Origin of the sequence: Amycolatopsis sp. DG1A-15b (genome assembly GCF_030285645.1) — a bacterium.
Lineage (GTDB): Bacteria > Actinomycetota > Actinomycetes > Mycobacteriales > Pseudonocardiaceae > Amycolatopsis.
In genome coordinates, this window is the sequence record NZ_CP127296.1 from 5,015,569 (window position 1) to 5,037,607 (window position 22,039).

Here is a 22,039-nt window from a genome sequence, read left to right on the forward strand (position 1 = left end):
GGGACGAGACGATGAGTGAAGAACAGACCACACCGGCCGAAGAGCCGAACGACGAACTGGTCCGGATCGACGAGTTCGAGACGGACGTCCCGCTGGAGCTCGACGTCAGCGTCACCATCGGCCGCGTCGAGGTCGTCCTCGAAGGCGACTCCGGCGCCCGCGTCGAGCTGCGGCACGACCAGGGCGAGCAGCAGCCGTGGGTGGCGGGGGTCAACAGCCTGCTGTCCTGGGTCGGCGAACGCTTCGGCGACCAGCTGGGCGTCGACCCGGCGACCTCCCCGGCCGAAGCCGTGCGGCAGAGCCGGATCGAAAAGCTCGGCAACCGCCTGGTCGTCCAGGCACCGAAGGCCTGGCAGCTGCGCAACGCCGCACTCGCGGTGAAGGTGCACGCACCGGCGGGCTCACACGTCGAGGTGCGGGCGGGCGCGGCGGACGTCACCGTCACCGGCTCGGCCGGCCGCGTCGACCTGCTGACCGGCTCCGGCGAGGTGAAGCTCGACCGCGCCGACGGCTCGGCCACCATCCGCACCGGCAGCGGCGCCGTCAAGCTCGGCCCGACGCTGGGCGGGCTGCAGCTGCGCAGCGGCAGCGGCCACGTCGAGGCGTCGTCGATCAGCGGGTCCGCGACGCTGGCCACCGGCACCGGCGACGTCTGGCTGGGCGCGGTCTCGGGCGAGGTGATGGCCCGCACCGGCAGCGGCGACCTGTCGGTGGCCGACGCCGGCTCCGGCACGCTCGACCTGATCACCGGCTCCGGCGAGGTCCGGATCGGCATCCGCGGCGGGACGTCCGCCGAGGTCGACCTGACCTCCAGCGCCGGCCGCGTCTCCAGCGAACTGGACGTCGCCGACGCCGCTCCCGAGGGCGGCGTGAAGCTGAAGGTACGAGCCCGCACGGGCACCGGCAACGCCGTGGTGACGCGCGCGGCGGGCTGAACAGGGGGATGAACGGGCCGTTCCCGGTGGGGGTGCCGGGGACGGCCCGTTCGCGCGAAATACCAGAGAAAGCGTCCCGCAGAAATCCGGCGAACGAAGGGTGAATCCGTCGAAATTACGTTTCACCCGGTTACAGCCGGAGAATCGCTGATTTTCTCGGGTTCGCCTTGAACAAATCGCGAGGCTGTCTCGTTCACATCGGTTGACCGCGCCGGCCTGGCGAAAGGTGACCGAGTGACCGCGCTGATCCGCCCCTCCTCGCTGCAGGGCCTGACCGCCGCAGACCGCGTGCTGTTCCAGCGGTTCGGCACCGGAAAAGCCGCCGGAGTGCCGTTCCGCCGAATTCATGACGCCGTATTGGCGCAGGCGCGGGCCCGTCCGGACGCACCGGCCGTGATGCACTCGGGTGAATCACTCACCTACGCCGAACTCGATCGGCGGTCGGCGTCCCTCGCTGCCGCGCTCACCGGGCTCGGGGTGCGGCCCGGGCACCACGTCGGCCTGTTCCTCACGCGGTCGATCCCGATGGTGGTCGGCATCCTCGCCGTGCTGCGCGCGGGCGCGGCGTACGTGCCGCAGGACATCCGGATCACGCCCGCACCGCAGCTGCGGCACATCGTTGCCACCGCGGGCATCGACGTCGTCCTGACCACGCGCGAGCACGCCGGCGCGCTGCCCGCGGGCCTCGGCCGGGTCGTCGCCATCGACGGCGAGCACCCACCGCACGACCGGTGCGCCCCTCCCCCGTCCGGTGGGGGCGGCACGGCGATGGTGATCTTCACGTCCGGCACGACCGGACGGCCCAACGGCGTGCGGGTCACCCACGCGAACCTCGGCAACGTCCTGCTGACCGCACCGGGCTCGCTCGGCATCCGGCCCGGCGACCGCGTGGCGCAGCTGCTGAACATCGCCTTCGACATGGCCGCCTGGGAAATCCTCGGGTCCCTTTCCCACGGCGGCTGCCTGGTGATCCGCGGCAAGGACATCGAGGAGACCGCCCGCGCGGCCGACGTCCTCATCGCCACCCCCGGCGTACTGTCCACAGTGGATCCGAGGGCGTGCCCGCGGGTGCGGACCGTCGCCGTGGCGGGCGAGCGGTGCCCGGCCGCGCTGGCCGAGGCCTGGTCGCGGCGGGCGAGCTTCCACAACGCCTGCGGCCCCACCGAAGTGACCATCGTCAACACCGTGCAGCGCTACGATCCCCGGCTCGGCGGGCTGACGATCGGCCGTCCGGTGCCGAACACCACGGTGTACGTGCTCGACGACGAGCTGAGACCGTGCGCGATCGGGCAGGCCGGGGAAATGTGGGCCGGCGGCGCGTGCGTCACGGCGGGCTACGCCGGCAACGACGTCCTCACCGCCGAGCGCTACCGGCCGGACCCCTTCCTCGGCGGCGCGCACCGGATGTTCCGCACCCGGGACCTCGTCCGGTGGACCACCGACGGCCAGCTGGAGCACCACGGGCGGACCGACGACCAGGTCAAGGTGCGCGGCTTCCGCGTCGAACTGGACGCGGTCACCGCGACGCTGGAGCGGGCCCCGGGCTGCGAACGGGCGGCCACGGTGCTCTACGACGGCGGGCTCGTCGGCTTCGTGACCCCTTCGACCGCCGAGCCGGAGCGCATCCGGCGTTCGGCCGAAGCCGCGTTGCCGTACTACAGCGTGCCCGCGATGATCGTCCCGGTGGACCACCTGCCGCTCACCGACCGCGGCAAGGTCGACCGGCGCGCCCTGCTGTCGCGGTTGGACAGCCGCGAGCCGGCGGAGACGGTGGCATGACCGCCACGCTCCCGGCCACGCCGGAATCCGTGCGGGCCCGGCTGAAGCGACGGCCGTGGACCCACCACAACCGGCTGGCCGCGGCGGTGGTCGCGGGCAACGCCGTCGCCGCCACCGCCGGCCCGCTCGACGTCGGCGTCCTGACCTGGCTGGTGCTGGGCAACCTGACCCTGGCCGTGCTGATCCGCCAGCAGCTGGTGATCAACCTGCTGTTCCGGCTGGCCACCGCCGCGCCGGTGCGGCGTTCGCTGCGGCTGCGCTGGACGCTGGGCAAGGTCTACCACTTCGGCGGGCTGCACGTCGGCGGCACGCTCTGCGCCACCGGCTGGTTCCTCGTGCTCACCGGCGTGCTGACCGCCCGCGGCGGGCCGGCGGCCCTGCTGGTGACCAGCTGGGCGATCGCGGCCGTCCTCGCCGTCGTGATCGTGCTCGCGCTGCCCGGGGTGCGCGCGCGCCGGCACGACCTGTTCGAGCGCTCCCACCGGTTCGGCGGCTGGGCGCTGCTGGTGCTGTTCACCGTCCACTCGGCGCTACTGGGTGGCGCGGCCTTCGTGGGCTCGGGCCCGTTCTGGGTGCTGCTGGTCGTCGTCACGAGCGTGGCCCTGCCGTGGCTGCGGCTGCGGCGGGTGCCGGTGCGGATTTCCCGGCCGTCGCCGCACGTGGCGCTGCTGTCGTTCGACTACGGCGTGACGCCGTTCGCCGGCTCGTCGACGGCGCTGAGCCGGAACCCGTTGCTGGAGTGGCATTCCTTCGCCAACGTGCCCGCGCCCGGGCGCGCCGGGTTCCGGCTGACCGTGTCCCGGGCCGGCGACTGGACCGGCGCCCTGATCGACGACCTGCCGTCGCACCTGTGGGTGAAGGGCATCCCGACCGCCGGGGTGGGCAACATCGACAAGCTGTTCCGCCGGGTGGTCTGGGTGGCGACCGGCAGCGGGATCGGCCCGTGCCTGCCGCACCTGCTCTCCGGCGAGACACCCGCGCGGCTCGTCTGGTCGACCCGCCACCCCCGGCGCACCTACGGCGACGAGCTCGTCGACGAAATACTCGCCGTCCAGCCGGACGCCGTCGTGTGGGACACCGACAGCGCCGGCAAACCCGATCTGGTCGAACTCGCCTTGCGCGCGCACCGGGACTTCGACGCGGAAGCAGTGATCTGCATTTCGAACAAGAAGACAACGTGGCACGTCGTCGAGGCGCTGGAAGCCCGCGGGATTCCGGCCTTCGGCGCGATCTGGGACTCGTGAGGGAGACAGCATGGACCGGACCGTCGTAGTCGATCTGCAGGCGCCCGTCGCGACCGTGACCGTGGACCGGCCGCGGGCACGCAACGCGCTGTCGTCCCAGGTGCTCACCGAACTGATCGCGGTGTGCTCGTCGCTGGGCGGAGACCCGGCGGTCGCGGGCGTCGTCCTGACCGGCGCGCCGGGGCCGGCGTTCGTGGCGGGGGCCGACATCCGGGAGATGGCGGCGCTGGATCCCGAGGAGGGGGCGCGGTTCGGCGCACTCGGCCAGGAGGTCACCCGGGCATTGGAGGGGCTGCCGGTGCCGGTGATCGCCTGCGTGGACGGCTACGCGCTCGGCGGCGGCTGCGAACTCGCGCTCGCGTGCGACTTCGTCTACGCCACGCCGAAGGCGGTCTTCGGCCAGCCGGAGGTCCTGCTCGGGCTGATCCCGGGGTTCGGCGGCTGTGTCCGGTTGCCGCGGCTGGTGGGGCCGGGACGCGCCCGCGAGCTGATCTTCACCGGCCGGCACGTCGACGCGGCGGAGGCGCAGCGGATCGGGCTGGTCACCGAGCTGTTCGACAGCCGCGAAGCCATGCTCGCGGGGGCCCGTGCGACGATCACGGCGGTGTCGCGGAACTCGCCCGCCGCGGTGGCGCTGGCGAAGAGCGCTCTGAACGCCGGCCGTGGGCGTCCGGTGGAGGACGGCCTGGAGCTGGAGCTCGCCGCGTTCAGAGCGGCGTTCGCCAGTCCTGACATGCGTGAAGGTACCGGGGCGTTCCTCGGCAAACGCGAACCGGTGTTCGGGCGCTGACCGGGGTGGGTGCGCCATCAACGAGACACACACGGCGCTGCTGCAGGCGCTGCACGACGAACACGCCCCGGCCCTGTGGCGGTACGCCCTGCGCCTGACCGGCGACGACCAGCTCGCCCAGGACGTCGTCCAGGAGTCCTTGCTGCGCCTGTGGAACAGCCCGGAGATCCTCGAGCAGGGCGAGCCGGCGTCGCGCGCGTGGCTGTTCACGGTGGCGCGCAACGTCGTGATCGACGAGCGCCGGAGTGCGCGCTCGCGCCGGGAGGTGCGTTCGCCGTGTGTCCCGGAGGAGTCCCGCACCGACCCGATCGACTCCGCGCTGGACGCGTGGGTGATCACGGACGTGCTGACGCAGCTGAGCCCGGACCACCGGACGGTGATCGTCCGCGCGTACTACATGGGGCAGTCGGTCGCCGAGCTGGCGGTGGAGCTGGAGGTGCCGGAGGGAACGGTGCGCTCCAGGTTGTTCTACGGCTTGCGCGCATTGCGGCTGGCGTTGCAGGAGAGGGGGTTGACCAGGCGTTGAGCGATCCGTACCGCGACTGGGACGCGGCGTACGTCCTCGGCGCCCTGTCCCCCGCCGAGCGCCGGGAGTACGAGGGGCACCTGGGGTGTTGCGTTTCGTGCGCGGCGGCGGTGGCTTCGTTCGCGGGGATGCCGGGGATGCTTTCGATGGTGCCGCGAGAGACGTCGGCGGAGCTGCTGGAGCCGGTTCCACCGCGGGCCTCGCTGGTGCCGGGGTTGGCGCGGACGATCAGGGCCTCCCGACGGCGCGGCCGGACCCGGGTGGCGGCGGCACTGGCGGCGACGGCGCTGGCGGGGGCGGTGGCTGGGTCGCGGTTGGTCGCGCAGGGGTGTTCGCCGGATCCGCGGATCGACCGGACGACATCGGCTCCCGCAACGACGCCGAGCGCGGGGCGGGATCCGGCCTCCCTTCGGTTCGGCCGCGAGACGCCGTGATGCACCGCAGGCCGCCTTGGGTGCGTTGAACGCACCGAAGGCCACCTGCGGGAGCTGGGCCGGTGCGGGCGAGCGTCAGCGGACCAGCTTTGCCAGCGGTGCCGCCAAGTCGCCCCGGCCGGCCACCGCCACACCTGACAAACCCAGCCACTCCGCCATGTGCCGCAGCTCCGCCGCCAGCTCCGGGAGGACGCGGGCCACGTCCGCGCCCTGCTCCGCGAATGCCCCCTGGACCCGCAGCACCCCCGCGGCCCGATCGGCCTTCAGGTCCACCCGCGCGACGAGCGAGCCGTCCAGGAGGAACGGGAACACGTAGTACCCGTACACCCGCTTCGGCTCCGGGACGTAGATCTCGATGCGGTAGTGGAACCCGAACAGCCTCTCCGTGCGGGCCCGCTCCCAGATCAGCGGGTCGAACGGGCACAGCAACGCCCGGCCCGTCACCGTCCGCGGCGTCCGGGCCGCGGTGTGCCGGTACGCCACCTGCTTCCAGCCGCGGACCGCTACCGGTTCCAGCTCCCCCGCCTCCACCAGCTCCGCCACCGCCTGGCGGGCCGGGGCCGGGCCGAGGCGGTAGTAGTCGCGCAGGTCCGTCTCCGTCGCCACCCCCAGTGCTCGCGCCGAACGCGAAATCAAGCCCCGCGCGCCCTCCTCCGCGGACACCGAACGGGCCAGGATCTCCGGCGGAACCACGCGCTCGGTCAGGTCGTAGAGCCGCTCGAACGACCGGCGCGTGCCCGTCGTCAGCTGGCCGATGCCGAACAGGTACTCGCAGACGCGCTTGACCTCCGAGCGCTCCCACCACGAGCCCGGGCCGCGGCGCTGGGCGTCCGCCTCCACCGCGCGCTCGATGCCGCCCGCGCCGATCGGGCCCAGCTCCTTCACCACCGACAGGATCTCGTCGACCAGGCCCGGCGACTTCTCGATCAACGGCCCGTAGTGCCGCCACCAGCCGTCGCGCTTGGCGCCCGAGCGGATCAGGGGCCAGTCCTCGATCGGGAGGAGGCTCGCCTCGTGCGCCCACGTCTCCACCAGCAGCCGCGGGCGCCGGGCCGAGTGGGCCCACGCCGCTTCGTCGAGCAGCGCCGGGTCGTACGCGCCCAGCCGTGAGAACACCGGCATGTAGTGGGCCCGGACCGCGACGTTCACCGAGTCCAGCTGCAGCAGCTGGACCCGCGACAACACCCGTTTCAGGTGCTGCCGCGAAGGCACGCCGGATGGACGCGGGTCGGTGAAGCCCTGTGCGGCCAGGAACGTCTTCCGGGCCGTCGAGACACTGATCGTTTGCATGGTGAGCTCATGGTGCCACCCACCACCGACAAAAACGCGCGCCCCGATATCTTCAGCGGCATGAGCGACGCCGCCGTCCGTCCCGCCGATCTGTCCGACGCCGCGGAGATCGCCCGCATCCAGCGCGAAACCTGGCACGCCGCCTACGAGGACCTGCTCGGCAAAAAAGCCCTCGCGCAACTGGACGCCACCGACCTCGCCGGTACCTGGACCGAGACCATCGACTACCCCGGCAGCCTCGTCTACGTCGCCACCGAGGGCGAGTTCACCGTCGGCTTCTGCGTCGCCGGCCGCGCCCCCGAAGACGAGGTCGCCCAGGCCGACGGGAGCCTGCCCGAGGACGCCGAGACGACCGGGCTGATCGCCACCCTGCTCGTCGAGCCGCGCTGGGGGCGCCGCGGGCACGCCGGACGGCTACTCGCGACGGCCGCCGCGGGCCTGCGGGCCGACGGCGCCACCCGCGGCATCGCCTGGGTCGCCCAGGGCGACCACGCCACGCTCGGCTTCTACCGCCGGGCCGGCTGGAACCCCGATGGCACCGTCCGCACCCTCGACACGGGCGAGCGCACCCTCCGCGAGGTCCGGCTCACCGGCACCCTCGACCTCAGCCTGAGCTGAGTCCCGGAAGATCACCCAGCGCATCACGGCGTACATGAACACGCCTTCGCCCGCGCCGGCGAGCAGCCGCGAGACGTGGTATTCGACGCCCAGCGCCGTCAGTCCCGCCCCCACACCCAGCAGGAACACCGCGTAATTGACAGCAATCGCAAGGATGTAAAGCGCCAGTTGGATTCCGACGGCGGCGTGGGAATGGAAGTTGAACGTCCGGTTCAGCGCGAAGCTCAGCCCGAACGCACCGGCGTACGCCAGCGTGATCGCCAGCCACACCGGCCAGCCGAGCACGCCGTGGAAGACGGTCAGCAGCGCGAGGTCGACGCCGAAGGTGAACCCGTTGATCAGGCAGAACCCGAGAAACGTCGGCGCCACGATCCGCGACAGACCCAGTGGCAGCACGCGCACGACGGCCCGGCAGAAGGCGCCGAATCGGTCAGCGGGCGTACGGGGTTGCTCGGCGGCCACCCCGTCAGTGTCCCGGCGGCGGGTGACGGGAAGCCGTCCGGCAGGTGATCTTCTGGTGCGGACCACCGGCCGAAAGGTGGGGCCAACACCAGTGCGCAGCGATTTCGAACTGATAACTTGGAAGAACGCGAGCGATTTTCAGGAGGTGACACGATGAGCTGGATCCTGCTGACGCTGGGCGTCGCGTTCGGTTCGGCCATCGTGCCGCTGATCAACGCCGAAGTCTTCCTGCTCGGGTTGTGCGCGAGCCAGCCGGGACTGCACTGGCTGTGGCTCGGGGCGGCGGTGGCCGTGGGGCAGATCGCCGGGAAAACCCTGTACTACCTGGCCGCGCGCGGGACGATCAAGCTCCCGAAGCCGCTGCACGACCGGCTGCACCGGGAGCGTCCGATGACGCCCCGGCGCGTGCGCTGGCAGCTGCGGACGAAGCGGATCCGCGGCTGGGTCGAGCGGCTGCGCGAGCGCTGCCACCGGCACCCGCACTGGATGGCCGGGACGTACGGCGTGAGTTCCCTGGTCGGCCTGCCCCCGTTCATGGCGACGAGCGTGCTGGCCGGCCTGGTGCGGATGCGGCTCGCGACCTTCCTGACGACGGGGCTCGCCGGAAGGTGGATCCGCTTCAGTTTGATAGCGGCTTCACCCGCGGTGTTCGCGGGCTGGCTGCACCACTGAGCACGCTGAGATCAACGCGGTCCAGGCGGCGCGCGAGACGGTGAGGTGGCCCAGGTGACGGGCCTTCGTGTCCCGCACACCGACCGTGTCGGCGAGAAAAACCTCGACACACTCGTCTTTTGCGGTGTAACTCGATTTACGCCACGCGCACACAATGCCCCCTATCGCGCCATCTCCTGCAGCAGGACCCGCGAGTTCTCCTCGCTCAAAGCTTTGCCCGACAACAGCTTTACCAGCCTCCGGTAGCTGGCGATAGCGCCCAACTCGTTGATGAAGGCGCTGGCGTGGTGATGTTCCAGCAGGACGATCGCCGGGTCACTGGGGAACTCGTAGAGCGCGAACATGCCGCCCTTGCCCGGGTGATACCCCACGTCAGCAGGCACGATCCGCACTGAAATGTTAGATGTAACAGCTAAGCGGAGCAGGTGGTCGACCTGGTCCGACATGATGCCCGCATCGCCGACCACCTCACGGATCGCCAGTTCGGAGATGATGGCCTTGAGCCGAACCGGCTGAGAGCCGGAGAGAATGCGCTGCCGTTTCAGGCGGGCCACCAGCCGCACATCGGCTTCTTCGACCTTGATGTCGGAGGTGGCGAGCAAAGCGCGGGCGTAGTCGGGAGTCTGCAGCAAGCCCGGGATGATCAACGGGGACCAGTTGGTGATCAAGCTGGCCGACCGCTCACACTGCATCACCCCGGTCAGCGCTGCGGGCAAGTCCGACGGGTTCGAGTCCAGCCAGTTGGGGTTCCTCACGTGCTGCACCAAAGCCAGAACCCGGTTGGTCACCGCCCGATCCACCCGCAGGTACCCGAGAATCCGCGCCACCTCCTCGACCGGCGGCACCCGGACCCCCAGCTCCCACTGGGACAGCAACCGCGGGTCGACCTCGAGCGCCCGCGCGAGCTCGCGCAATCCGAACTTCCGCGCTTCGCGCACTTCGCGCAGCGACGCGGACAACGCCCGTGAACCAGGAGAAGACGAAGTCGGTTTCATGCGGCCGATAGTACGAAGCCCGCCCATTTCCCGAATGAACGACAACTGTCAGCGAATTGCCACAGCGCCGATCCAAGACCCGCGAAACTGGGCAAAACTCAGCGGTCGGCGGCTTCCAATTCCACGGCCTTCTTCATCGTCTCGCGCGCCCGGCGGCGGTCGCCCGCGATGTCGTAGGCATACGCCAGCTTGTACCAGGCCCGCCAGTTCTCCTGATCGGCCTCGACCTCCGCGCGGCGCTGCTCGAACCACGCGTCGGCCGCTTCACGGTCCACGCGGCCCGAAGGCCGACGCGGGAGGTCCGAGACGTCCGGGAGCTCGCCCTCGGCGTCCAACCGCCGGGACAGGCGCTGGACCTGCAGGCCGTTGCGCCAGGTCATCACCACGACCCAGACGCCCAGGACCGGCAGCAGCAGCACGCCGGCCCCCAGCGCGATGCCGACGCCCGTCCCCGTCTTGAACAGCGCGAACGCCCGGTCCGCCAGCAGGAACAGGTACACGACCAGCGCCGCTGTCAGCAGCAGCGCGACGTTGCGAGCTTTCACCGGCGGGCCATCACAGGTCGAGGACGTTTTCCAGGCCGACCGTCAGGCCGGGGCGGTGCAGCACCTCACGCACGCCGAGCAGCACGCCCGGCATGAACGAGGTCCGGTCGAGGGAGTCGTGACGGATCGTCAGGGTCTCCCCCTCACCGCCGAACAGGATCTCCTCGTGCGCGACCAGGCCCGGCAAGCGGACCGAGTGCACCCGGACCTCCTCGATCGAGGCACCACGGGCGCCGTCGAGCTCCGACGTCGTCGCGTCCGGGCCCGGTGTGACGCCCGCTTCCGCGCGTGCGGCAGCGATCATCCGGGCCGTGTGCGCGGCGGTGCCCGAAGGCGCGTCGGCCTTGCGGTTGTGGTGCAGCTCGATGATCTCGGCCGAGGCGTAGAACTTCGCCGCCTGGGCCGCGAACCGCATGGCCAGAACCGCGCCAAGAGCGAAGTTCGGCGCGATCAGCACACCCAGAGCGGGCTTCGGTTCCAGCAGCGCACGCAGGTCGGCCAACCGGGACTCGCTGAAGCCGGTGGTGCCGACGACCGCGTGGATGTCGTGCGCGACCAGGTACTCCAGGTTGCCCATGACGGCGTCGGGGTGGGTGAAGTCGACGACCACCTGGGCGTCGGCCAGCGGGGCGAAGTCGTCGCCCGCGTCCAGCGCGGCGACGAGCTTCATGTCCGACGCGCCTTCGACGGCGTTCACCACCGTCGCACCCATCCGGCCGCGCGCACCGAGCACACCGACGTTGATGGTCATGAAGCGATCACCTCGTGCAGGTCGTCAGGAAGGTCGTCGGCGTGAGCGTACGGCCCGACCACCGCCGCCGCCGAGACGCCACCGGGCCGCGCGAACAAAGTGCGAGCGAGCGCACACACCTCGTCGGTGGTCACCGCGTCGATGCGGGCGATCGTGTCGTCGACGCCCAGGTAGCGGCCGTAGTTGAGCTCGTTCTTGCCGATCCGCGACATCCGCGACGACGTGTCTTCCAGGCCCAGCACCAGGCCGCCGCGCAGCTGGCCCTTGGCCCGGGCCACCTCGGCGTCGGTGAGGCCGTCGACGCCGACCTTCTCGAGCACCTCGCGGATGACGCCGGCGACGTCGCCGAGCTTCTCCGGCTGACAGCCCGCGTACACGGCCATGTGCCCGGTGTCGGCGTAGCTCGCGACCGACGAATACACCTGGTAGGCCAGCCCGCGCTGCTCGCGGATCTCCTGGAACAGCCGCGACGACATGCCGCCGCCGAGGGCCGCGTTGAGCACCGACAGCGCGAAGCGGCGGTCGTCGTGGCGCGACAGCGAGCGCAGGCCGAGCATGACGTGCGCCTGCTCGGTGTCGTCGGTGTGCAGGGCCAGCTTCGGCACGGTCTTGATCCGGGCGCGGCCCTCGCGCGGCGCGATCGGCGTCGCGGACCCGTCCAGGCGCTCGCCGAGGGCCTTGCGCACCAGCCGCAGCACCTGGTTGTGGTCGATGTTCCCGGCCACGGACAGGACCATCCGCGGCAGCGTGTAGCGGCGCTTGTAGAAGTTCCGCAGGGCCGCGGGCGACATCTCCACGATCGACTTCTCGGTGCCGAGCACCGGGCGGCCGAGCGGGTGCTCGCCGAGGATCGCCGTCACGAACGTCTCGTGCAGCAGGTCTTCGGGGTCGTCGTCGCGCATCGAAATCTCTTCGAGGACGACGCTGCGCTCCATGTCCATGTCGCGGTCGGTGCACAGCGCCTCGAACACGACGTCGGTGACCAGGTCCATGGCGAGCGGGAGGTCGGCGTCGAGCACCTGCGCGTAGTAGCAGGTGTGCTCCTTCGCCGTGAAGGCGTTGAACTCACCGCCGACGGCGTCGATCTCCTCGGCGATCTGCGTGGCGTCGCGGTGCTTGGTGCCCTTGAACAGCAGGTGCTCGAGGTAGTGCGCGGCGCCGGCGACGGAGGCGGGCTCGTCGCGGGACCCGATGCCGACCCACAGCCCGACCGTGGCCGAGCGGGACGCGGGGACGCGCTCGGTGATCACCCGCAGGCCGCCGGGCAGGACGCTGCGCTTGACGACCGCACCGTCCGGGGTGGACTCGAGCGTGCGGGTGGTGCCGACGGGCTGTTCGTGCCCGGAAACCTGCCGTGCCATGGGTTCCTTACTCACCTTGCCGTGAAGGCCACCTCGGGAGTCCCCGAGGTGGCCTTCACGGACCGATATTCGCTGAACTGCGGCCTTACTTGGCGTCGGCCTTCTCGGCGTCGGCCGGGGCAGCGTCACCCTCGGCGGGCTTCGCCGCTTCGTCGTCCTTGACCACGATCAGGCTGATCTTGCCGCGGTTGTCGATGTCGGCGATCTCGACGCGGAGCTTGTCGCCCACGTTGACCACGTCCTCGACCTTGTTGATCCGCTTGCCGTTGCCCAGCTTGGAGATGTGCACCAGGCCGTCCTTGCCCGGCAGCAGCGAGACGAACGCGCCGAACGCGGCCGTCTTCACCACGGTGCCGAGGAAGCGCTCGCCGACCTTGGGCAGCTGCGGGTTGGCGATGGCGTTGATCAGGTCGATCGCCGCCTCCGCCGACGGGCCGTCGGCCGCGCCCACGTAGATCGTGCCGTCGTCCTCGATGGAGATGTCGGCACCGGTCTGCTCGGTGATCGAGTTGATCATCTTGCCCTTCGGGCCGATGACCTCGCCGATCTTGTCCACCGGGATCTTCACCGAGGTGACGCGCGGCGAGTACGGGCTCATCTCGTCCGGGCTGTCGATCGCCTCGGCGATGACCTCCAGGATGGTGAGACGGGCGTCCTTCGCCTGCTTCAGCGCGGCGGCGAGCACCTCGGAGGGGATGCCGTCGAGCTTCGTGTCCAGCTGCAGCGCGGTGATGATGTCCTTGGTGCCGGCGACCTTGAAGTCCATGTCGCCCAGGGCGTCCTCGGCGCCGAGGATGTCGGTGAGCGCGACATAACGCGTCTCCCCATCCACATCATCGGAGACCAGGCCCATCGCGATGCCCGCGACCGGCGCCTTCAGCGGCACACCGGCGTTGTACAGCGCCATGGTGGACGCGCAGACCGAGCCCATCGAGGTCGAGCCGTTGGAGCCCAGCGCCTCGGAGACCTGGCGGATCGCGTACGGGAACTCGTCCCGCTTCGGCAGCACCGGCACCAGGGCGCGCTCGGCGAGCATGCCGTGGCCGATTTCGCGGCGCTTCGGCGAACCGACGCGCCCGGTCTCGCCGGTGGAGAACGGCGGGAAGTTGTAGTGGTGCATGTAGCGCTTGTGCGTCTCCGGGGACAGCGAGTCGATCTGCTGCTCCAGGCGAAGCATGTTCAGCGTGGTGACGCCCAGGATCTGGGTTTCGCCGCGCTCGAACAGCGCCGAGCCGTGCGCCCGCGGGATCACGGCGACCTCGGCCGAGAGCGACCGGATGTCGGTGAGGCCACGGCCGTCCATGCGGATCTTCTCCGTGAGGACGCGCTGGCGCATGATCTTCTTCGTCAGGGCCTTGAACGCCCCGCCGATCTCCTTGTCGCGGCCCTCGAAGGCCTCGCCCTCGCCCAGGCCGATCTTCTCCAGGACGGCGGCCTTGACCTCGTCGGTCGCGGCGTCGCGGTCCTGCTTGCCCGGGATCTGCAGCGCGCGGGCCAGGTCGTCGGTGGCGATCGCCGCGACGGCGTCGTAGACGTCCTGCTCGTAGGCCAGGAAGACCGGGAACTCACCGGTCGGCTTGGCGGCGACGTCGGCCAGCTTCTGCTGGGCCTCGCACAGGACCTTGATGAACGGCTTCGAGGCCTCGAGGCCCGCGGCGACCGCGGCCTCGTCCGGCGCCTTGCCGCCGGCGGCGATGAGGTCGAGCGTGTGCTCGGTGCCCTCGGCCTCGACCATCATGATCGCTACGTCATCGGCACTGTCACCGACGATGCGGCCCGCGACGACCATGTTGAAGGTCGCCTTCTCCAGCTGCGACCAGGTCGGGAACGCGACCCACTGGTCTTCGACCAGCGCGACGCGCACGCCGCCGACCGGGCCGGAGAACGGCAGGCCGGCGATCTGGGTCGACGCCGACGCGGCGTTGATGGCCAGCACGTCGTACGGGTCGTCCGGGTTGAGGCTCTGGACGGTGATGACGACCTGGATCTCGTTGCGGAGACCGTCGGTGAACGACGGGCGCAGCGGCCGGTCGATCAGGCGGCAGGTCAGGATCGCGTCGGTCGACGGGCGGCCTTCGCGGCGGAAGAACGCGCCGGGGATGCGGCCGGCCGCGTACATGCGCTCCTCGACGTCCACCGTCAGGGGGAAGAAGTCGAAGTGGTCCTTCGGGTGCTTCGACGCGGTCGTCGCCGAAAGCAGCATGGTCTCTTCGTCGAGGTACGCGACGACGGCGCCGGCGGCCTGCTTGGCCAGGCGGCCCGTCTCGAAGCGGACGGTGCGGGTGCCGAACCGGCCGTTGTCGATCACGGCTTCGGTCTCGTGCACGGTGACTCCGGTGGAGTCGGTCATAGATTGTTCTCCTCTTTGGTTCCTTCGTACGACGCGAGTCTCCCACCCTGGGACCCATTTCGCCTGAGGACGCTCGAGGAGTGATGCCGGTCTTCGATCGAAGCCCCCGGGACTCTTCCCGGAAGCCACTACCGAGGACCGGCGGACGGATTCCCCGGGCGCGCTCGCGCCGTTCTTCTTCTGAAGCTCTGCGGCGAGGGGGAGCGACCCGGTGGTCACTCCCCCTCGGTTGCAGCTATCGGCGCAGGCCGAGGCGCTGGATCAGCGCACGGTAACGCTCGATGTCCACCTTCATCACGTAGTTCAGCAGCCGGCGGCGACGGCCGACCAGCAGCAGGAGCCCGCGACGCGAGTGGTGGTCGTGCTTGTGAGCCTTGAGGTGCTCGGTGAGGCCGACGATCCGCTTGGTCAGCAGCGCGACCTGGGCCTCGGGGGATCCCGTGTCCGAGTCGTGCACGCCGTACTCGGCCAGGATCGACTTCTTCTCTTCGGTGGACAGCGCCACTTGTGTTACTCCTCGAAATGATCAGTGCCGTGCGGCCCCGGGCGTGGATGCACGCCGGGAAGACGGTCACGGCCGCCACGGACTGCAGCCGGACCCGCTCGTGAGGTTACCAGCCCGCTGAACAGCGTCTTCAGGCGCCGCCCAGCTCGAAGGCGCGGGCCACGCGGTACCGGGGACCACCCGGCTCGCGCTCACTGGTCATCAGCGCCACTTCCGCGGCCCGCCAGCGCCGGCTCGCGAAACCACCGAGGCATTTTGTCCAACGCGCGGCGCGCCCGGGTTCTTCCCGGGGGAACCGCGCGAGCGTCAGGTGGGCCCGGTAGGGCCTCGGTTCGGCGTCGGCGCCCGCGGCGTGCGCGAGCGGCGCCAGCTCCGATCCGGCGACAGTCAACCACAGCACCCCGGGGAACGTCGCGGCCTTTTCCAGCCGGACGTCGACCGCCGGGCGGCCGGCCAGCCGGGTGCCCAGCCAGGCGGCGCGGGTTCCGACGTCGTCCGGTCCGTAGTAGGCGAGGGTGATGTGCCACCGCTCCGGCGGCTCCCAGCGGAGGCCGTCGTCGGTGGTTCCGACCGCCGCCGTGATCGCCGCGGTGATCGCCTCGGCGACGTCGTCCGGCGGGAGCAGCGCGCTGAACAGGACCGGCATCAGGCGCCGTGGCCCGCCCGGCGGAGCAGGTCGGCGATGGCCGGGAACTCGTCGTCGAGGCGCTTGGCGGCCTCGCCCAGGTCCTCGTCCTCGGCCAGGTCGCGCAGGTAGGCGAGGACCTTCTGGTCTTCGTTGACCACCGGGATGTTGTCGCGGCCGACGGTGGGGCGGGAGTCGCGGACGTCCTCCATCGCGGCCAGCATCGCCTCGCGGTTGCCGGCGGCGACCTCGGGCACCAGGATCTTGCGCTCGAGCATGATCATCCTGGCCAGCACGACCGGGTTGCCGATCTTCGCCCGCCGCCCGCTCATCACCTGGCTGAGCATGGGAGCGCTGATCCCGAGGACCTCGGCCAGGAACGCCTGCGAAACGTCGAACGCGACGACGAGCCGGCGCACGCGGTCGCCGAGCGGCTCCCCGTACCACTCACGCTGCAACGCGATGTTCCGCTGGACGATCTTGTGGTCCTCCACCAGTCTCCCGCTCCCCTTATTTCCTTTTTTCGCGCACACCGTCCGTGAGCATCTTGCCATCGCGCTCACGTGCGTGGACGCGGAATCCCCTATTCCTCCCCGGTCAGGGCGTCCGGGGGCAGTTCGAGTGCCTTTCTCGTCTCGACCACGTCGTCGTCGATCTGCGCGACGAGCCCGGCCGAGTCCGCGAACCGCACCTGGTCACGCAGCCGCGTCACGAAGTCGATGGCCACGTGCTGGCCGTAGAAGTCCTCGTCGACGTCGAGGACGAACGCCTCGACGGTCCGCTCGCGCCCGGAGAACGTCGGGTTGGTGCCCACCGAGACCGCGGCGCGCAGCCGGCGCGCCGGGGCGGCCGAACGGGTGAACCACGCGCTGTAGACGCCGTCGGCCGGGACGGCGGCGAAGCGCGGGGTCGACAGGTTCGCCGTCGGGTAGCCGAGCTCGTGGCCCCGGCCGTCGCCGCGGACGACGATCCCCTCCAGGCGGTGCGGGCGGCCGAGCGCTTCGGCGGCGGCGACCACGTCACCGGCGTCGATGCACGACCGGACGTAGGTGCTCGAGAAGGTGATCGCCGATTGGTCCTCTTCGGACAGTTCCTTGCCCTGCAGCTCGGCGCCGAACGCGGCGAAGCCGAACCGGCGGCCGAGGGTGCGGAGCAGCTCGACGTCGCCGGCCGCCTTGGCGCCGAAGGTGAAGTTGTCGCCGACGATCACCGCGGCCGCGTGCAGCCGGTCGACCAGCACCTCGTGCACGAACTCCTCCGGCTGCAGCCGGGACAGCTCGAGGGTGAACGGCAGCACGCAGAAGACGTCGACACCCAGGCCCTCGACGATCTCGGCCTTGCGCCGCAACGTCGTCAGCTGCGCCGGGTGGCTGCCCGGGCGCAGCACCTCGGACGGGTGCGGGTCGAACGTCAGCATGACGCTCGGCAGGCCGCGCTCGGCGGCCGCCGCCACCGTCCGGCTGATCAGCTCCTGGTGCCCGCGGTGGACACCGTCGAACACGCCGATGGTGACCACGCACCGGCCCCAGCTGCCGGGGAGATCCCCCAGCCCACGCCACCGAAGCACGTCACACTCCCGTCTCTCGAGCCCACCCTAGGCGGGCAGCAACACGACCACCGCGCGGGACACACCCTGTTCGTCGGCGGCCAGGGCGAGCACCCGGCCGTCGGGACCGAAGAGCCCGTAGGTGCCTTCGACGCCGGCCGCCGGGATGCGCTGGCCGTGGCGGACCGCTTTCGCCGTGGCGGCGTCGAGGTCGCGCCGCGGGAAGGCGGCGGCGACGGCGGCGTCGAGGTCGAGGCTCAGTTCGGGCTGCTCTTCGAGCTGGTCGAGGGTCCTCGCCTTGGCGAGGGTGAAGGGGCCGACCGTGGTGCGCCGGAGGGCCTTCAGGTGGCCGCCGACGCCGAGGTCCGCGCCCAGGTCGCGGGCCAGCGCGCGGACGTAGGTGCCGGAGGAGCACTCGACGACGGCGTCGACCTCGACGTGGTCCTCTTCGTGGCGGATCGCGAGGACGTCGAAGCGGTAGACGGTGACCGGGCGGGCCGGGATGACGACGTCCTCGCCGGCGCGGACGCGGGCGTAGGCGCGCTTGCCGTCGATCTTGACCGCGCTGACCGCGCTGGGCACCTGCCGGATGTCGCCGGTGAGCTTTTCGATGCCGTTGGCGATGTCTTCGTCCCGTGTCTTCCGCGTATCCGCGGTGGTGAGGACTTCGCCCTCGGCGTCGTCGGTCGTGGTGCTGCTGCCGAGGCTCAGGGTGGCCAGGTAGGTCTTGCGGTCCAGGGCCAGGTGGCCGAGCAGCTTGGTCGCGCGCTCGATGCCGAGCACCAGCACGCCGGTCGCCATCGGGTCGAGCGTGCCGGCGTGCCCGACCTTGCGGGTCCCCATGATCCGGCGGGCGCGCGCGACGACGTCGTGCGACGTCATGCCGGCGGGCTTGTCGACGATGAGCAGGCCGGGAGGCGGGGCGGGACGGCGGGGCGGTTTCGGGCTCGACACGCGGCAAACCCTAGCGGCCGCTTGTCGTGGAACGGATGACGCCTCGGACGGCCACGATGGAGGCGTGACGGAGATCGAAGTCCGGGCCGCGCGGCCCGCCGAGCTGGAAGCGGTCGCCGAGCTCCGGTGGCGCTGGGTGGCCGAGCGGGACGGCCTCCCCGCCGACGGCCGCGACGCGTTCGTGCGCGAGTTCGCCGCGTGGGCGCGGGAGAACGCGGCCACCCACCACTGCCTCGTCGTCGTGCGCGACGGGCAGGTGCTCGGGATGGCGTTCCTGGCGGTGACCTCGCGCGTACCGACCCCGGCGGCGTTTTCGCGAGCCGGCGGTGACGTGCAGAGCGTGTACGTCGTGCCGGAAGCCCGCGACGGCGGCCTCGGCGGCCGGCTGATCGACGGCGTCCTGCGGCTGGCCGGGGAGCTGGGGCTGGAGCGGGTCACCGTGCACTCGTCGCCGCGGGCCGTGCCCGCCTACCGGCGGCGCGGGTTCTCGGTGGCGCCGCAGCTGCTGCAGGCGCCGATCTCGCCGCCGAAAGCCGCTTCTGGGCCGGGGTCCTCGGCGGGGAGGTGAGTGCGGACGGCGACTGGCACATGGTCCTGGTGGACGGGGCGCCGCGGATCGGTGTCCAGCTGGCGCCCGACCACACGCCGCCGCAGTGGCCGGACGGGCCGTCGAAGCAGCAGGTGCACCTCGACCGGTGGGTCGAGGACTTCGCCGAAGCACACGAAGAGGTGATGGCGTTGGTCGCCACGGTGCCGAAAGCGGCGGCCGGCGGCACGTCCGGGGACGATTTCCAGGTGTACGCCGACCCGGCCGAACACCTCTGCTGCGTGGTGATCAGGCGGCGACGATCGGCGTCTCGGGGAGGGCCGCGTCCCAGCGACGGCGGGTGATGCGCACCGGCAGTTCTTCGCCGCGGGCCTCGGCGAGGAACAGGTGGGTGCGGGTCCGGCGCCACCACACCAGCAGCCGGAACGTGCCGAAGGCCAGCACCGCGACGAGCGCCAGCAGCGACCACCGGAAGTTCCCGCCGGTCACCTGCAGGAGCACACCGACGGCGAGTGCGGCGATCGTCGTCGCCACGAAGCCGCCGACGTTCACCACGCCGGTCGCCGTGCCGACGCGGCTGAGCGGGTTGTAGTCGCGGGCGAGGGCGAACCCGATCATCGACGCGGGGCCGCCGAGGGCGAGGAACGCGAACGCGGGCACCAGCACCGGCAGCGGCACCGGGCCCGGCCAGCCCAGCAGCACCGCCCAGACCAGCGCGGCCCCGCCGATGTAGCCGCCGACCAGCGGCATCCGCAGCGACGGGCGGCGGCCGATCAGACCGCCCAGCAGCGGGCCGCCCGCCATCGAACCGAAGACGAACACGGTGAGCAGCGCGCTCGCCGTCGCCTTCGACTGCCCTTGGCCCTGCACCAGCCAGGGGACGCCCCACAGCAGCGTCAGGGCGTTCGGGGCGAACATCGTGCTGAAGTGGACCCAGAAGCCCAGGCGCGTCCCCGGCGTCCGCCAGGCTTCGGCGACCCGGCCGGCCAGCTCGCGCGGGCGGACTTCGTCGCGGGCGGGCGGCTGTTCGCCCGCCGGGACGTCACGGACCCGGAGGGCCACGACGACGGAGTAGAGGACCGTGACGGCGCCGGCGGCCAGGAAGGTGGGGGTCCAGCCGGCGCCGTCGAGCACCAGCGAGAGCGGGACGGTGGCGGCGAGGTTGCCGATGTAGCCGACGGCCGCGGTGAACGACGTCAGCAGCGCGTACTGGCGGCCCGGGAAGTGGGCCGCGACCAGGCGCAGGACGCTGACGAAGGTGAGCGCGTCGCCGAGGCCGAGCACCCCGCGGGCGAGCAGGCCGAGGCCGTAGGAATGGGCGACGCCGAGCAGGAGCTGACCGGCCCCGAGGACCAGCACGGCGACGGTGAGGACGCGGCGGGGGCCGTAGCGGTCGACCAGGACGCCGGTCGGGATCTGCATCGCGGCGTAGACACCGACCTGCAGGACGGTGAAGGTGCCGAGCGCGGCCGCGCCGACGCCGAAGCGCTCGGCGGCCTGCAGCCCGGCGACCCCGAACGACGTCCGGTGGAAGACGGCGAGGAGGTAGACGGTGACGGCGGCGAGCCAGATCAGCCAGGACCGGGCGGTGGCGCGGCCGGTGGCGGGCACGGGTTCCTCCAGGGTTTCGGCGTTCGTTCGTCCGGACGCCTGCGCTGCCGTCCCCACTACTTGTATCGCCTAAGCAACCACGAACCATAGCCGCGACCCGGGTGGTTTTCTTCACAGGTAACCCCCATCACCCGTGCTCAGCGGGTGGTGGAGGTCAGCTGGGGCGGGTGGCGCCGGTCACCGCCCAGTTTCCGGAGCGCCAGCGGACCAGGACCGCGGCCAGGCGGAGGAGCATGAAGCACGAGAGGCCGGTCCAGATGCCCGTGAGGCCCCAGCCGAAGCCGAGGGACGCCCAGATCAGCGGGAGGAAGCCCAGCGCCGCGCTGCCGAGCGTCGCGTTGCGGAGGAAGGCCGCGTCGCCCGCGCCCAGGAGGACGCCGTCCAGGGCGAAGACCACGCCCGCGATCGGCTGCAGGGCCACGAAGAACCACCACGCGTGCGGGATCTCCGCCAGCACGCCCGGGTCGGACGTGAACGCGTGCGGCAGCACCCACGACAACGCCGCGAACAGCACGCACAGGAAGCATCCCAGCAGCAGCCCGTACCCGGTGATCTGCGACGCCACCCCGCGCGCCCGCCGGGCCGAGTTCGCCCCCAGTGCCGCCCCGACCAGCGACTGCGCGGCGATCGCCACCGAGTCCAGCACCAGCGCCAGGAACGTCCACAGCTGCAGCACCACCTGGTGCGCCCCGACGGCCTCGGTCGACGTCCGGGCCGCGACGGCCGCCGCCGAGACGAAGCAGGCCTGGAACGCCAGGCTGCGCAGCACCAGGTCGCGGCCGAGGCCGAGCTGGGCCCGCATCACCTTGAAGTCCGGCCGGAGGCCGACCTTCTCCCGCCCCAGCGCCATGAAGAACAGCGACGCCGAAATCACCTGCGCGACGACGTTCGCGATCGCCGAACCCTCCAGCCCCAGCCCCGCCCAGTACACGAGGACCGGGCACAGCACGGCCGAGATCCCGTTGCCCGCCAGCACGTACCGCAGCGGCTTCGCGGCGTCCTGCACCCCGCGCATCCAGCCGTTGCCGGCCATGGTGACCAGGATCAGCGGCGCCCCGAACAACGCGATCCGCAGCCACGACACGGCGGCGGAAGCGATCTCGTCGCTCCCCGAAAGCACCCGCGCGATCGGCCAGGCGAGCAGCTGGCCCGCAGCCAGCACGACCAGCCCGACGAACACCGCCAGCCACGTCGCCTGCACGCCTTCACGCACCGCGTCGGCCCGGCGGCCGGCACCGTGCAGCCGCGCGGTGCGGGACGTCGTGCCGTAGGACAGGAACGTCAGCTGGCTCGACACCTGGGCCAGCACGACGCCGCCGAGCGCGAGCCCGGCCAGCGACAACGCGTCGAGGTGGCCGATCACGGCGGTGTCGACGAGCACGTACAGCGGCTCGGCGGCCAGCACCCCCAGCGCGGGCACGGCCAAGCCGAGCACGCGCTTCGCCGGGACCCGCTCGATCTCCTCCACGTTCGCCACGAACCGGACTCTAACCACCGCC

Annotated in this window: 24 protein-coding genes and 1 pseudogene; 10 read left to right on the plus strand and 15 right to left on the minus strand. The window is 71.4% G+C overall.

What is annotated here, in order from left to right:
- The first annotated feature begins 11 nt into the window (after window positions 1–11).
- The 6 genes from QRY02_RS22685 to QRY02_RS22710 all read left to right on the plus strand — a co-directional run bounded on the left by QRY02_RS22685 (window position 12) and on the right by QRY02_RS22710 (window position 5,708).
- Window positions 12–935 (plus strand): DUF4097 family beta strand repeat-containing protein, encoded by a 924-nt coding sequence (locus QRY02_RS22685; RefSeq protein WP_285993528.1) that lies wholly within the window; start codon window positions 12–14, stop codon window positions 933–935.
- Window positions 936–1,169: 234 nt separating this feature from the next.
- Window positions 1,170–2,714: an amino acid adenylation domain-containing protein gene (locus QRY02_RS22690; protein WP_285993529.1), complete on the plus strand. Its 1,545-nt coding sequence runs from the start codon at window positions 1,170–1,172 to the stop codon at window positions 2,712–2,714.
- Window positions 2,711–3,958, plus strand: coding sequence for an FNR domain-containing protein (locus QRY02_RS22695; RefSeq protein ID WP_285993530.1), 1,248 nt, complete (start codon window positions 2,711–2,713; stop codon window positions 3,956–3,958). The genes QRY02_RS22690 and QRY02_RS22695 overlap by 4 nt, the downstream gene beginning before the upstream one ends.
- 10 nt (window positions 3,959–3,968) lie before the next feature.
- Window positions 3,969–4,748 (plus strand): enoyl-CoA hydratase/isomerase family protein, encoded by a 780-nt coding sequence (locus QRY02_RS22700; protein WP_285993531.1) that lies wholly within the window; start codon window positions 3,969–3,971, stop codon window positions 4,746–4,748.
- Window positions 4,696–5,274, plus strand: a complete 579-nt coding sequence (locus QRY02_RS22705) for a sigma-70 family RNA polymerase sigma factor (protein WP_353069441.1) — start codon at window positions 4,696–4,698, stop codon at window positions 5,272–5,274. The genes QRY02_RS22700 and QRY02_RS22705 overlap by 53 nt, the downstream gene beginning before the upstream one ends.
- Window positions 5,271–5,708 carry a zf-HC2 domain-containing protein gene (locus tag QRY02_RS22710; protein ID WP_285993532.1) on the plus strand — a complete coding sequence of 146 codons (438 nt, stop codon included), beginning with the start codon at window positions 5,271–5,273 and terminating at the stop codon, window positions 5,706–5,708. Before QRY02_RS22705 ends, QRY02_RS22710 begins: the two co-directional genes overlap by 4 nt.
- A 75-nt stretch (window positions 5,709–5,783) precedes the next feature.
- On the opposite strand, the gene QRY02_RS22715 is transcribed toward QRY02_RS22710, so the two are convergent.
- The gene (locus QRY02_RS22715) at window positions 5,784–6,998 is read right to left on the minus strand and encodes a winged helix-turn-helix domain-containing protein (RefSeq protein WP_285993533.1); all 1,215 of its coding nucleotides are present in this window, start codon (window positions 6,996–6,998) and stop codon (window positions 5,784–5,786) included.
- Window positions 6,999–7,058: 60 nt separating this feature from the next.
- Between QRY02_RS22715 and QRY02_RS22720 the strand changes: the two genes are divergently transcribed.
- The gene (locus tag QRY02_RS22720) at window positions 7,059–7,616 is read left to right on the plus strand and encodes a GNAT family N-acetyltransferase (protein ID WP_285993534.1); all 558 of its coding nucleotides are present in this window, start codon (window positions 7,059–7,061) and stop codon (window positions 7,614–7,616) included.
- 66 nt (window positions 7,617–7,682) lie between these two features.
- Here QRY02_RS22720 and QRY02_RS22725 read toward each other — a convergent pair.
- Window positions 7,683–8,144, minus strand: a pseudogene (locus tag QRY02_RS22725) (GtrA family protein); the annotation flags it as partial.
- Window positions 8,145–8,231: 87 nt separating this feature from the next.
- Here QRY02_RS22725 and QRY02_RS22730 point away from each other — a divergent pair.
- Window positions 8,232–8,750 carry a YqaA family protein gene (locus QRY02_RS22730; protein ID WP_285993535.1) on the plus strand — a complete coding sequence of 173 codons (519 nt, stop codon included), beginning with the start codon at window positions 8,232–8,234 and terminating at the stop codon, window positions 8,748–8,750.
- Here the strand turns inward: QRY02_RS22730 and QRY02_RS22735 are convergent.
- The 11 genes from QRY02_RS22735 to truB all read right to left on the minus strand — a co-directional run bounded on the left by QRY02_RS22735 (window position 8,715) and on the right by truB (window position 18,382).
- Window positions 8,715–8,903, minus strand: a complete 189-nt coding sequence (locus tag QRY02_RS22735) for a DUF397 domain-containing protein (protein ID WP_353069442.1) — start codon at window positions 8,901–8,903, stop codon at window positions 8,715–8,717. The two genes, QRY02_RS22730 and QRY02_RS22735, sit on opposite strands and share 36 nt — an antisense overlap.
- An 8-nt stretch (window positions 8,904–8,911) precedes the next feature.
- Window positions 8,912–9,745, minus strand: a complete 834-nt coding sequence (locus QRY02_RS22740) for a helix-turn-helix domain-containing protein (RefSeq protein ID WP_285993536.1) — start codon at window positions 9,743–9,745, stop codon at window positions 8,912–8,914.
- Between the two features lie 98 nt (window positions 9,746–9,843).
- On the minus strand, window positions 9,844–10,290 hold the full coding sequence (locus tag QRY02_RS22745) for a tetratricopeptide repeat protein (RefSeq protein ID WP_285993537.1): 447 nt from the start codon (window positions 10,288–10,290) through the stop codon (window positions 9,844–9,846).
- Between the two features lie 10 nt (window positions 10,291–10,300).
- On the minus strand, window positions 10,301–11,041 hold the full coding sequence (gene dapB, locus QRY02_RS22750) for a 4-hydroxy-tetrahydrodipicolinate reductase (protein WP_285993538.1): 741 nt from the start codon (window positions 11,039–11,041) through the stop codon (window positions 10,301–10,303).
- Window positions 11,038–12,402, minus strand: coding sequence for a M16 family metallopeptidase (locus QRY02_RS22755; RefSeq protein ID WP_285993539.1), 1,365 nt, complete (start codon window positions 12,400–12,402; stop codon window positions 11,038–11,040). Before QRY02_RS22755 ends, dapB begins: the two co-directional genes overlap by 4 nt.
- An 85-nt stretch (window positions 12,403–12,487) precedes the next feature.
- On the minus strand, window positions 12,488–14,752 hold the full coding sequence (locus tag QRY02_RS22760) for a polyribonucleotide nucleotidyltransferase (protein ID WP_285993540.1): 2,265 nt from the start codon (window positions 14,750–14,752) through the stop codon (window positions 12,488–12,490).
- A 235-nt stretch (window positions 14,753–14,987) separates the two neighbouring features.
- A complete protein-coding gene (rpsO, locus tag QRY02_RS22765; RefSeq protein ID WP_003084034.1) occupies window positions 14,988–15,257 on the minus strand; it encodes a 30S ribosomal protein S15 in 270 nt (89 codons plus the stop codon).
- A gap of 130 nt (window positions 15,258–15,387) precedes the next feature.
- Window positions 15,388–15,903 carry an RNA 2',3'-cyclic phosphodiesterase gene (thpR, locus tag QRY02_RS22770; protein WP_285993541.1) on the minus strand — a complete coding sequence of 172 codons (516 nt, stop codon included), beginning with the start codon at window positions 15,901–15,903 and terminating at the stop codon, window positions 15,388–15,390.
- Window positions 15,903–16,376, minus strand: a complete 474-nt coding sequence (locus QRY02_RS22775) for a helix-turn-helix domain-containing protein (protein WP_285993542.1) — start codon at window positions 16,374–16,376, stop codon at window positions 15,903–15,905. Before QRY02_RS22775 ends, thpR begins: the two co-directional genes overlap by 1 nt.
- Before the next feature lie 89 nt (window positions 16,377–16,465).
- The gene (locus tag QRY02_RS22780) at window positions 16,466–17,449 is read right to left on the minus strand and encodes a bifunctional riboflavin kinase/FAD synthetase (protein ID WP_285993543.1); all 984 of its coding nucleotides are present in this window, start codon (window positions 17,447–17,449) and stop codon (window positions 16,466–16,468) included.
- 27 nt (window positions 17,450–17,476) lie between these two features.
- Entirely contained in the window at window positions 17,477–18,382 is a 906-nt protein-coding gene (truB, locus tag QRY02_RS22785; protein WP_285993544.1) for a tRNA pseudouridine(55) synthase TruB, read from the minus strand.
- Between the two features lie 64 nt (window positions 18,383–18,446).
- Here truB and QRY02_RS22790 point away from each other — a divergent pair, with 64 nt between their 5' ends.
- Both QRY02_RS22790 and QRY02_RS22795 read left to right on the plus strand, forming a co-directional pair.
- Window positions 18,447–18,950 carry a GNAT family N-acetyltransferase gene (locus QRY02_RS22790; protein ID WP_285993545.1) on the plus strand — a complete coding sequence of 168 codons (504 nt, stop codon included), beginning with the start codon at window positions 18,447–18,449 and terminating at the stop codon, window positions 18,948–18,950.
- Entirely contained in the window at window positions 18,947–19,273 is a 327-nt protein-coding gene (locus QRY02_RS22795) for a VOC family protein (protein ID WP_285993546.1), read from the plus strand. Before QRY02_RS22790 ends, QRY02_RS22795 begins: the two co-directional genes overlap by 4 nt.
- Here the strand turns inward: QRY02_RS22795 and QRY02_RS22800 are convergent.
- Window positions 19,218–20,540, minus strand: a complete 1,323-nt coding sequence (locus tag QRY02_RS22800) for an MFS transporter (RefSeq protein ID WP_285993547.1) — start codon at window positions 20,538–20,540, stop codon at window positions 19,218–19,220. The genes QRY02_RS22795 and QRY02_RS22800 overlap by 56 nt on opposite strands.
- Before the next feature lie 154 nt (window positions 20,541–20,694).
- Window positions 20,695–22,017, minus strand: coding sequence for an MATE family efflux transporter (locus QRY02_RS22805; protein ID WP_285993548.1), 1,323 nt, complete (start codon window positions 22,015–22,017; stop codon window positions 20,695–20,697).
- Window positions 22,018–22,039 lie beyond the last annotated feature (22 nt).

What these genes read in the sequence shown, in the direction of transcription:
- QRY02_RS22685 (WP_285993528.1), top strand. Translation starts at nt 12, where the DNA reads ATGAGTGAAGAACAGACCACACCGGCCGAAGAGCCGAACGACGAACTG.
- QRY02_RS22695 (WP_285993530.1), top strand. Translation starts at nt 2,711, where the DNA reads ATGACCGCCACGCTCCCGGCCACGCCGGAATCCGTGCGGGCCCGGCTG.
- QRY02_RS22700 (WP_285993531.1), top strand. Translation starts at nt 3,969, where the DNA reads ATGGACCGGACCGTCGTAGTCGATCTGCAGGCGCCCGTCGCGACCGTG.
- QRY02_RS22715 (WP_285993533.1), bottom strand. Translation starts at nt 6,998, where the DNA reads ATGCAAACGATCAGTGTCTCGACGGCCCGGAAGACGTTCCTGGCCGCA.
- QRY02_RS22720 (WP_285993534.1), top strand. Translation starts at nt 7,059, where the DNA reads ATGAGCGACGCCGCCGTCCGTCCCGCCGATCTGTCCGACGCCGCGGAG.
- QRY02_RS22730 (WP_285993535.1), top strand. Translation starts at nt 8,232, where the DNA reads ATGAGCTGGATCCTGCTGACGCTGGGCGTCGCGTTCGGTTCGGCCATC.
- QRY02_RS22740 (WP_285993536.1), bottom strand. Translation starts at nt 9,745, where the DNA reads ATGAAACCGACTTCGTCTTCTCCTGGTTCACGGGCGTTGTCCGCGTCG.
- dapB (WP_285993538.1), bottom strand. Translation starts at nt 11,041, where the DNA reads ATGACCATCAACGTCGGTGTGCTCGGTGCGCGCGGCCGGATGGGTGCG.
- QRY02_RS22755 (WP_285993539.1), bottom strand. Translation starts at nt 12,402, where the DNA reads ATGGCACGGCAGGTTTCCGGGCACGAACAGCCCGTCGGCACCACCCGC.
- QRY02_RS22760 (WP_285993540.1), bottom strand. Translation starts at nt 14,752, where the DNA reads ATGACCGACTCCACCGGAGTCACCGTGCACGAGACCGAAGCCGTGATC.
- thpR (WP_285993541.1), bottom strand. Translation starts at nt 15,903, where the DNA reads ATGCCGGTCCTGTTCAGCGCGCTGCTCCCGCCGGACGACGTCGCCGAG.